This is a genomic window from Mycobacterium simiae, assembly GCF_008370645.1.
GTDB lineage: Bacteria > Actinomycetota > Actinomycetes > Mycobacteriales > Mycobacteriaceae > Mycobacterium > Mycobacterium simiae_A.
In genome coordinates this window covers 1-8,514 of sequence record NZ_VTZN01000195.1, presented here as the reverse complement: position 1 = coordinate 8,514, position 8,514 = coordinate 1, and the positions used below count along the sequence as shown (strand labels likewise).

Here is an 8,514-nt window from a genome sequence, read left to right as displayed (position 1 = left end):
CGGCGGCGCGGGCGGGGCCGGCGGAGCCGGCGGTAACAGCGGCCCCGGCGGCACCAACGGGGCCGGCGGAGCCGGCGGGGCCGGCGGCACCGGCGGACAGGGTGGCGATGGCGAAATCGGTGGCGCCGGCGGGAGTGGAGGCGCCGGCGGGATCGGCGGAGCCGCGGGCACCGGCGGAACCGGCGGCAGCACCGGCGCCACCGGTAACGCCGGAGGCAGTGGCAGTGATGGCAGCGGCGCCGGAAGCGGCGGGGGCGGCGGCGGAGGCGACCTCCCACCCGGAGACAGCGGCGGCGGCGGCGGAGGCGGCGGCGGAGGCGACCTCCCACCCGGAGACGGCGCCGGAAGCCGCGGAGACGGCGGCGGAGGCGACCTCCCGCCCGGAGACGGCGCCGGAAGCCGCGGGGGCGGCGGCGGAGGCGACGTCCCACCCGGAGGCTAATTCGTCATCGGCATGATGCCCTCACCGACCACCGGAACAGTGGCTCGCTCCACAACGGGCAGCGTGTCGAACAAGAGCGGTGCGGTGTTGGCCTGCCGGGTCGTCGAGCCCGAAGATTGGGCGGTGGCGGTGCAGGTCGCGCGTAAAGACCATGGCCGGGTGGTGATCCTGGCGCATTTGGGTTCGGCGCATACCGATGCTGAACTGGGTATTCTGCTCGAACAGGCCCGGGCGATGGTGGTCGGCGGCCAAGCCGCGCTCGATGTCGAGGTGGCAGCGCGTGCCAAGTCGATGACCGATGTGCCCGATTTCCGGGAGCAAACGCTGATCGCTGCGTCGGCTGCACCCGGGGTGGCCCCGGTGGTGGGGCCGGGGCGCACGATGGGGGCCAGCTCGCGACTGCTCTACGACGTGCTGGGAGGTGTCTATGACTGGCTCGGGTTCGACGTGGTCGCTGACAGCGTGTTTCGGGATTTGGTGATCGCCCGGATCGTGGAGCCCACCAGCAAGGCCGACGCGGAGCGGGTGTTGGCCGATCTGGGCGCAACGACGGTGTCCTACCGTACGATTGCGCGTCACCTCGATCAGGTCGGGCCCGGCAAGTATCGAGATGCGATCGCGGCCAAATGCTTTGACTACAGCAGTGATTGCGGTGGTTTGAGCCTTCTGCTTTATGACGTGACGACGCTGTATTTCGAGGCCGAATCCGAAGATGAGCTACGGAAAGTCGGGTACAGCAAGGAACGCCGCGTCGACCCTCAAATTGTCGTCGGACTGCTAGTCGACCGGACCGGGTTCCCTTTGGAGGTCGGTTGTTTCGAGGGCAATACTGCCGAGACGACCGCGATCGTGCCGATCATCACCAGCTTCCTGGAGCGCCACAACTTGGCGGGCACGCCGATGGTGGTCGCTGCTGATGCCGGGATGCTGTCCGGGACCAACCTCAAAGCTCTCGATGAGTTGAAGTTGTCGTTCATCGTCGGCTCCCGGGTCACGAAGGCGCCCGGGGATCTGCAGTCCCATTTCCATTGGAATGGTGATGTTTTCACCGACGGGCAGATCATCGATACCGTCACACCGCGGCACGGCAATACCAAGGTCAACGACACCGCGCTACGCGCTCCCGACGCGGTGGCCGTGATGGATCCCTTCCACGTCGTGCGGCTAGGCCGGTGAGGCGCTGGATGCCTGCCGGCGCCGCGCCCGACTGGACACCTGTGGGCACCGTGGCCGCAAAACCGACCCGCTGTATGCGGCGCTACGCACCCTGCACACCGGTGCCGACTGGCTCACCGACAAGCAAAAAGACCGGCTCACCAACCTTTTCGCCGTCGACGCCCACACCGAAGTCGAGGCGACCTCGGGCATCTACCAGCGCATAATCGACGCCTACCGCCACCCTGATCGCCGGACCGGCCCCACACTGATGAGCACGCTCACTGGACACTGGATGCGCCCTGCTTGCCCGCAGTACGGCCCCCGACGAACGACTCATCGACCTCGACCACGCCACAGAGCAACTCACGCGCCGGGCGCACCATCGCCCGCCGCAACTTGTGCAGCCACACCCGGGCCGTCTCAAGGGAGCCTAGTCCGAGCATGTCGCGCAGATTCTGCGCCGAGGCCCCGTTCTTCTGCGAGGTCACCAACCAGACCGCGGCGAACCACGTGCTCAGCGGCGTGCGCATGCGGTGAAGATCGTTCCGACCGTCACCGACGTCTTGCGCCCGCAGCGGGCGCACTTCCAATGTGCCGTGGCGGTCTGCCACACCCGATCGCCACTGCGCACCGGACACCGGAAATCCTCTGGCCAGCGCAAACGTCCCAGATACGCTGCACATGACACGTTATCGGGAAATCACCCCCGAAACTCCTGATAGGTGCGCGGATAGTCCACCCCGCCGACCGGCCCTACACCAGCAAAACCCGTACCCACCAGCATAAGTCCACTGAAGCATAAACAGTACAATCGTCCGAAGCGACGGCCTGGCCCGGGCAACGGCGGGCACGGTGAGCGGCCGAGCTGCCGCTTACCGCCCACTTAACGTCAGCGTCCCCGCGGTCTTGAGCACCCGGTCAGCCGTAATCTTCTCCGCCCTGCGTGCCTCGCGCTCGAGATAGCGCTGCTTGGACTCGTCGAACTTGTCGGAGGCCTCCTCGAGTTCCTTGATCAGCACGGCGAGGTCGTCGCGCATCCATGCCCCTTCGCCGGTGAAGTCCTCACGTTCGAAGATCCGCCACTTCTTCAGCACCGGCATAACCACCTCGTTGAGGTGGATCCGGGGATCATAGACACCGCCGACAGCGATGATCACGGCCTTACGGCGGAACTCCGGCACGGTAAAGCCGGGCATCTTGAAGTTACGCAAGATCCGGTGCACCGACTTGATCGCTTGGTTAGGCGCAATGTCCAGGCCGGCTGCGCTCACGTCCCGGTAGAAGATCATGTGCAGGTTTTCGTCGTGTGACACCCTGGCCATCAACTGCTCCGCGATGGTGTCGTTGCTGGCCTTACCGGTGTTGCGGTGCGAGACGCGGGTAGCCAACTCCTGAAACGAAACGTACATCACCGAATCGAACACGCTCTCAGCAAACATATCTCCCTGATGGTTTTGCCCCGGGCTGAAGCCTCTCGTCATTTGCTCCATCCGCAGCTTCTCCAGCTCGACCGGGTCCACCGCGCGAGTCACCACCAAGTAGTCGCGCAACGCAGTACTGTGCCGGTTCTCCTCGGCGGTCCATCTGTTGACCCATTGCCCCCACGGGCCATCCATGCTGAAGTTCATCGCGATCTCACGGTGATACGACGGCAAATTGTCTTCTGTCAATAGGTTTTGCACCATAGCCACCTGGGCTACGTCGGAGAGCTGACTCTGCCCAGGCTCCCAGTCCTGGCCGTCGAGGGCGTAGAAGTTCTTGCCATCCGACCATGGAATGTAGTCGTGCGGATTCCACTCCTTGAACATCGAGAGGTGGCGGTTGAGCAGTTCCTCCACCACAGGCTCGAGTTCATGAAGTAGCTGCAGGTTGGTTATTTCCTTCGACATAACGTCTCCAAGCTATGTGTGCCGTCGAGTAACAGTCAATATAAGTGTAAACCTCGGTTACATTCAAGTCAGACACGCTGGGCCGCAGCGATTATTCCCAGGTTCCCGTCATAACGCGGGTACAGCAGGTTGCCGCGGCCAGTCGCCACCTCGGTGTAAAACAGCAGGTGAAATGCATGCTCGCGGGCGCGAAACACGGCGGAACTTTCAGTGAGGGCCGGCGTCGCGCGCGAATTCACCGTAAGCGGCGCCGGCGGTCCGCTGGCTCGCGGCGACCATGCCCAGCCCGGTGGATATACCTGACGCTGCCGGGACAGTCGCAGGCCCGATGGGCCGGCCCGGTACACCATCGCGTCCTCTCCCGTCTCGGCATCAGTGAACAGATGCGCGTCGTAGTCCATCGCATCCATCACCGCTACCGCTTGCAACGGGGTAGCGCGCCGCAGCACCACAGGTTTGCGACGTATGAAGACGGCCCGGCCGGTATGGTCAACAGCCGGCGGGTTGGGTCGGGCCAGGGGCGCGGTCGCCACTGTGCGGACATCCGCGCGATGTGGCGATCCAGCCTGAGCATCGCCGGCGTCACATCATCGATACCTGCCGTAACGGCGAGCACTCGCGCCGGTAGCTCCCCCACGCGCAGGTTCACCTGCAACACCATCGGGCCACGACCACAGTTGCCCAATTTCAGGCGCACAGGCGCACACGCGCACCTCCGGAGATCTCATGATGGGCCAACACGTGGCCCACCGCTCGCGCCACGCACCCGGCCTGGGAGGCCGATACCTGACTACCGGATAGCACGCTGACCTCAGGAAACTCCCGTACCGACCACGGTTTGGGTGCATACACGACCCCGCGACCCCGCTTTCCCAACCTGTCACCGCAACATCGGCTGCCGCTAGGGTCGCTGGCCGGCGTCGGACCCGCTAGGGCCTAAAGTCCCCTCGGAGAGATTCGGAGAGATGTGATATTGATCACCAGGGGGGCTCGATCTGACTACCACCAGCAGCTAAGAGCGCGCGATGAGGTAGGGCGCCAACGTCGAAAGCTTCTCGCAGGTCTCCTCGAATTCGCGCTCAGGCTGCGAAGCTTCGATGATGCCCGCACCGGCCCGCAGCCAGGTGCGCCCGTCGCGTTCGTAGGCTGCGCGCAACGTCAATGCGGCATCCAGACCGCCATCTGCTGAAAACATGACTACCGCACCCGAATACAATTCACGCGGAACTTCCTCAAGACGCAAGATGGCCTCAATACCAACTGCTTTCGGTATTCCCGACGCCGTGACGGCGGGGAAAAGCGCCTCCAGCGCCGCCATCCGATCGCTCGACGGATCCAAATTCGCGGTGATCGTTGAGCCGAGATGTTGCACACTCCCACGTTCGCGTACCGCCATGAAATCAGTGACGACCGCAGTCCCCGGTTTCGCAATTTCCGAGATTTCCTGAAGGGCGGTCCGCACCGAAATAGCGTGCTCGACAATCTCTTTGGGGTCAGACTCCAGCTCGTCACGGGCCTGACGATCGAACACGTGGCCGCGGCCCAGCGCACGGGTGCCGGCCAGGGGCTCGGTGACCACTACGCCGTCGGACTTAACGCAAGTGACAAGTTCTGGACTAAAGCCTAGTGCCCGAATCCCGCCGAGGCGCAATAAGAACGACCGCACGGGAGTGTTGTGCCGGCGCCCCAACCGATATGTTGACGGGAAGTCGAGTTCGAAAGGCACTTCGACACAACGCGATAGGATCACCTTGTGGTAGCGTCCGGCTGCGATCTCGCGGATGGCATCAGCGACCCGATTGCGATAACCCGACGGGTCGGCGGACACCTCTACTGGCCTGGATCGCGGCAGTTCGCGAACGCCGTCCCCCACTAATCGGTCCACTGTCGCCCGGTGCTGAGCCTCTTCCCCAATAAGGCGAATCTCTTTCCGCGTCACCACGATGCGAGTACGGGGCCAAAAGATCCGGGCCAGTGGAGTACGTGGCGCCAGCCGCTGCTGTAGGCCGTAGCGATAGACGCCGAACTCGAAGGCTATCCAGCCAAAGGCTTGATCGGTCTCCAACAATAAGCGGTCGACGGCTTCCCCCAGAACCGGCCCCGGCCGCCCCGACCACCGTTGTCGCCGAGTTACTCCGTCGCGGACCACCCGCAGTTCGTCGGTGTCCAGCTCAACCATCGCCTGCACTCCCGTGGCCAGAATCCAGTCGCCGTCCTGCTCATACAGCAGGTATTCATCGCCGCCGGGCTCGCACAGCCCAGCCGCTAACGTGGCGACGAGATCGGCCGGGTCGGTATTCGCCGGCATCGGAATCGACAGTTCAGCGGGTATGACAATACTCGTCTCAGCACTGGCGTCTATCACAGTTAGTAAATGTAGCCTAACCTATGTACGGTCACACTCATTCCCCTCCCAGCCGCGCACTCGCCGACGCTGGCCGAGACCTTCTTCGCGAGGCGGCCGGGGTGAACCGGCGTCAGAGCCGGACCTGTCGAGGGTTAAACGTTTGCCTACCGTTTAGTTGCCGACCCCATAACCACCGGCTAATGTGCGTGCAACTCACCTAACATCTCCGGCTGGCCGGCCGAGCACCGTGGCCCGCCGGGCGGCCGCTCACCCCTACCTGAAGCGAGCAGAAGGAGGACCACCACATGTTCGTTATCCGTCTCGCGGACGGCGAAGAAGTCCACGGCGAAAGCGATGAGCTTTCGATTAACCAGGACACTGGCGTGCTTACGGTTTGCCGGGTCGACGGGTTTGAGGAAACGACGACGCATTACTCACCCATTGCGTGGCGATCGGTGATCCACCGCAAGCGCGACATCGGCGTCAGGCCGTCACTGATTTCTTCCGCCCGTTGACACCCCGGAAGTCGATCTCACAGCAGATTGACACTACACTCCCACGTGATTCACGTCGATGCGCCCCTAAACGGCACGTTGCCAGCGTAATTACCACCATTCAGCGTTCCTTGGCGGTTACCGTGTCCGCTGAATTTTCCCCAACCTGGTAAGTCCAGGTAATTCGTTGCACTTCGTGGGTGGTGGTTTGGCAGCGGCCTGGCTACATTCTCAGCGTTGTCTGGGGTGTGTTCCCGGTCGCGCCGCAGAACATGGGTGTTGCCTGGGTCGCGGCACGAAGCATGGGAGGCGCTAATGCTGCACGAGTTTTGGCAAAATTTCACCCACAACCTTTTCAAGCCACTCTTGCTGTTCTTCTACTTCGGGTTCCTGATCCCCATTCTCAAGGTGCGGTTCGAGTTCCCCTACGTGATTTATCAGGGGCTGACGATGTACCTCCTGTTGGCCATCGGCTGGCACGGCGGTGAAGAGCTAGCCAAGATCAAGCCGTCCAGCATCGGCACGATCGTTGGGTTCATGTTCGTGGGGTTCCTGCTGAACTTCCTGATCGGAGGTATTGCCTACTGGCTCCTGAGCCGCATGAGCACCATGCGGAGAGTCGATCGTGCCACCGTCGCCGGTTACTACGGGTCCGATTCGGCGGGGACCTTTGCCACCTGCGTAGCGGTGCTCACCAGCATCGGCATGGCCTTCAACGCCTACATGCCAGTCATGTTGGCTGTCATGGAGATTCCCGGCTGCCTGGTGGCGCTATCTCTGGTGGCGCGGCTGCGGCACCGCGGGATGGACGAGGCCGGGTTTATGCCGGACGAGCCGGGATATTCGCCTCCGAACAAGGTCTCGTCGGGACCCGGTACTGTCGCACGGCCTGCCCGCGGCGGGAGCCTCGAAACCGCGCACGAACGCGGCATTGAGCAAGAGTTGGAGCTGTCGCTGGAAAAGCTGGAACATTCGGATGGCGAGGAGCCCAGGCAACGCGCGAACAAGCCGTCCCTGTTCTCGCGGGAGCTACTGCAAGAAGTTTTCCTCAACCCGGGGCTGTTTCTGCTCCTCGGCGGCATCATCATCGGCCTCATCAGTGGACTGCAAGGCGACAAGGTCGTCCACGACGACGACACGTTCTTCGTCACCGCCTTCCAGGGGGTATTGGCGCTGTTCCTGCTAGAGATGGGCATGACAGCATCCCGCAAATTGAAGGACCTGAGAACGGCGGGCCGCGGTTTCATCTTTTTCGGATTGCTGGCCCCGAATCTTTTCGCGACGCTGGGTATCTTCGTCGCGCACAGCTATGCCTACCTCACCAACAGCGACTTCAAGCCAGGTACCTACGTGCTGTTCGCGGTGTTGTGCGGCGCCGCGTCCTATATCGCCGTCCCGGCCGTGCAGCGACTAGCCATCCCGGAGGCAAGTCCGACGCTCCCGCTGGCCGCATCGCTGGGTTTGACGTTCTCCTACAACGTCACGATCGGGATCCCGCTCTACATCGAGATCACCCGCATCGTTGGGCAATGGTTTAACACCACCTGACCCGGGACCTAACCCAGCAAGGTGCGTACCACGGCGTCGGCTAACAGCCGTCCCCGGTGCGTGAGAACCAACCTGTCGCCCTCGGCAATCAGCAACCCGTCGGCTATTGCCGCCTGGGCGCGCTCCTGTTCGGCGGCATCGAGCCGGGCCAACGGCAAACCCTGACGCAGCCGGATTTTCAGCATCACGTCTTCGGTGTGCAGCGCGTCAGTGCCGAGTTCCTCGAACCCCGCGACAGGCAGCTTTGCGTCGGCGATCATCGCTGCATACGCATTGGGATGCTTGACGTTCCACCAGCGGGTCGTGCCGATATAGCCATGCGCACCGGGGCCGGCCCCCCACCACTGGCCACCGTCCCAGTAACCGAGGTTGTGTCGGCACTCACCGCCTGGCCGAGACCAGTTGGACACCTCGTACCAGCTCAAGCCGGCCTCGGTCAGCCGCGTGTCGGCTAACTCGTAACGCTGTGCGAGCACGTCGTTGTCGGGAGCAGCCAATTCACCGCGGCGGACCCGCCGGGCCAGCGCCGTTCCGTCCTCAACGACGAGGGCATAGGCCGAGACGTGGTCGACGCCGGATTCGACCGCGGCGTCTACCGAGCGCACCAGATCCTCATCGGACTCCCCGGGGGTGCCG

At 63.4% G+C, this 8,514-nt stretch carries 7 protein-coding genes and 2 pseudogenes; 4 read left to right on the top strand and 5 right to left on the bottom strand.

Translation table 11 applies throughout. From position 1 onward, the window contains the following. Both F0Q45_RS28035 and F0Q45_RS22325 read left to right on the top strand, forming a co-directional pair. On the top strand, positions 1 to 442 hold a 442-nt coding region (locus tag F0Q45_RS28035; protein ID WP_188113098.1), incomplete at its 5' end, for a hypothetical protein. An 84-nt stretch (positions 443 to 526) separates the two neighbouring features. Then, positions 527 to 1,880 (top strand): annotated as a pseudogene (locus F0Q45_RS22325) (IS1634 family transposase); the annotation flags it as partial. Between the two features lie 7 nt (positions 1,881 to 1,887). Here the strand turns inward: F0Q45_RS22325 and F0Q45_RS22315 are convergent. From F0Q45_RS22315 to F0Q45_RS22300, 4 genes and pseudogenes are all read right to left on the bottom strand, one after another. Beyond that, a pseudogene (locus tag F0Q45_RS22315) lies at positions 1,888 to 2,288 on the bottom strand (transposase); the annotation flags it as partial. 184 nt (positions 2,289 to 2,472) lie between these two features. Further along, positions 2,473 to 3,489, bottom strand: coding sequence for an acyl-ACP desaturase (locus tag F0Q45_RS22310; RefSeq protein ID WP_149655996.1), 1,017 nt, complete (start codon positions 3,487 to 3,489; stop codon positions 2,473 to 2,475). Between the two features lie 68 nt (positions 3,490 to 3,557). Beyond that, complete coding sequence (locus tag F0Q45_RS30000) at positions 3,558 to 4,022, bottom strand: sigma 54 modulation/S30EA ribosomal C-terminal domain-containing protein (protein WP_306439465.1); 465 nt, start codon at positions 4,020 to 4,022, stop codon at positions 3,558 to 3,560. A gap of 479 nt (positions 4,023 to 4,501) precedes the next feature. Beyond that, positions 4,502 to 5,797 (bottom strand): salicylate synthase, encoded by a 1,296-nt coding sequence (locus tag F0Q45_RS22300; protein WP_262491120.1) that lies wholly within the window; start codon positions 5,795 to 5,797, stop codon positions 4,502 to 4,504. 344 nt (positions 5,798 to 6,141) lie between these two features. On the opposite strand from F0Q45_RS22300, the gene F0Q45_RS22295 reads away from it, so the two are divergent. Together F0Q45_RS22295 and F0Q45_RS22290 are read left to right on the top strand one after the other, a co-directional pair. After that, on the top strand, positions 6,142 to 6,351 hold the full coding sequence (locus F0Q45_RS22295) for a hypothetical protein (protein WP_149655994.1): 210 nt from the start codon (positions 6,142 to 6,144) through the stop codon (positions 6,349 to 6,351). A gap of 294 nt (positions 6,352 to 6,645) precedes the next feature. Further along, on the top strand, positions 6,646 to 7,878 hold the full coding sequence (locus F0Q45_RS22290; protein ID WP_149655993.1) for a sodium-dependent bicarbonate transport family permease: 1,233 nt from the start codon (positions 6,646 to 6,648) through the stop codon (positions 7,876 to 7,878). 8 nt (positions 7,879 to 7,886) lie between these two features. Here F0Q45_RS22290 and F0Q45_RS22285 read toward each other — a convergent pair. Next, positions 7,887 to 8,514 (bottom strand): coproporphyrinogen-III oxidase family protein (locus tag F0Q45_RS22285; protein WP_373425063.1); only part of this gene is annotated, 628 nt, incomplete at its 5' end.

Coding starts and splice junctions, on each gene's coding strand:
- F0Q45_RS22310 (WP_149655996.1), bottom strand. CDS start 3,489: ATGTCGAAGGAAATAACCAACCTGCAGCTACTTCATGAACTCGAGCCT.
- F0Q45_RS22300 (WP_262491120.1), bottom strand. CDS start 5,797: ATGCCGGCGAATACCGACCCGGCCGATCTCGTCGCCACGTTAGCGGCT.
- F0Q45_RS22295 (WP_149655994.1), top strand. CDS start 6,142: ATGTTCGTTATCCGTCTCGCGGACGGCGAAGAAGTCCACGGCGAAAGC.
- F0Q45_RS22290 (WP_149655993.1), top strand. CDS start 6,646: ATGCTGCACGAGTTTTGGCAAAATTTCACCCACAACCTTTTCAAGCCA.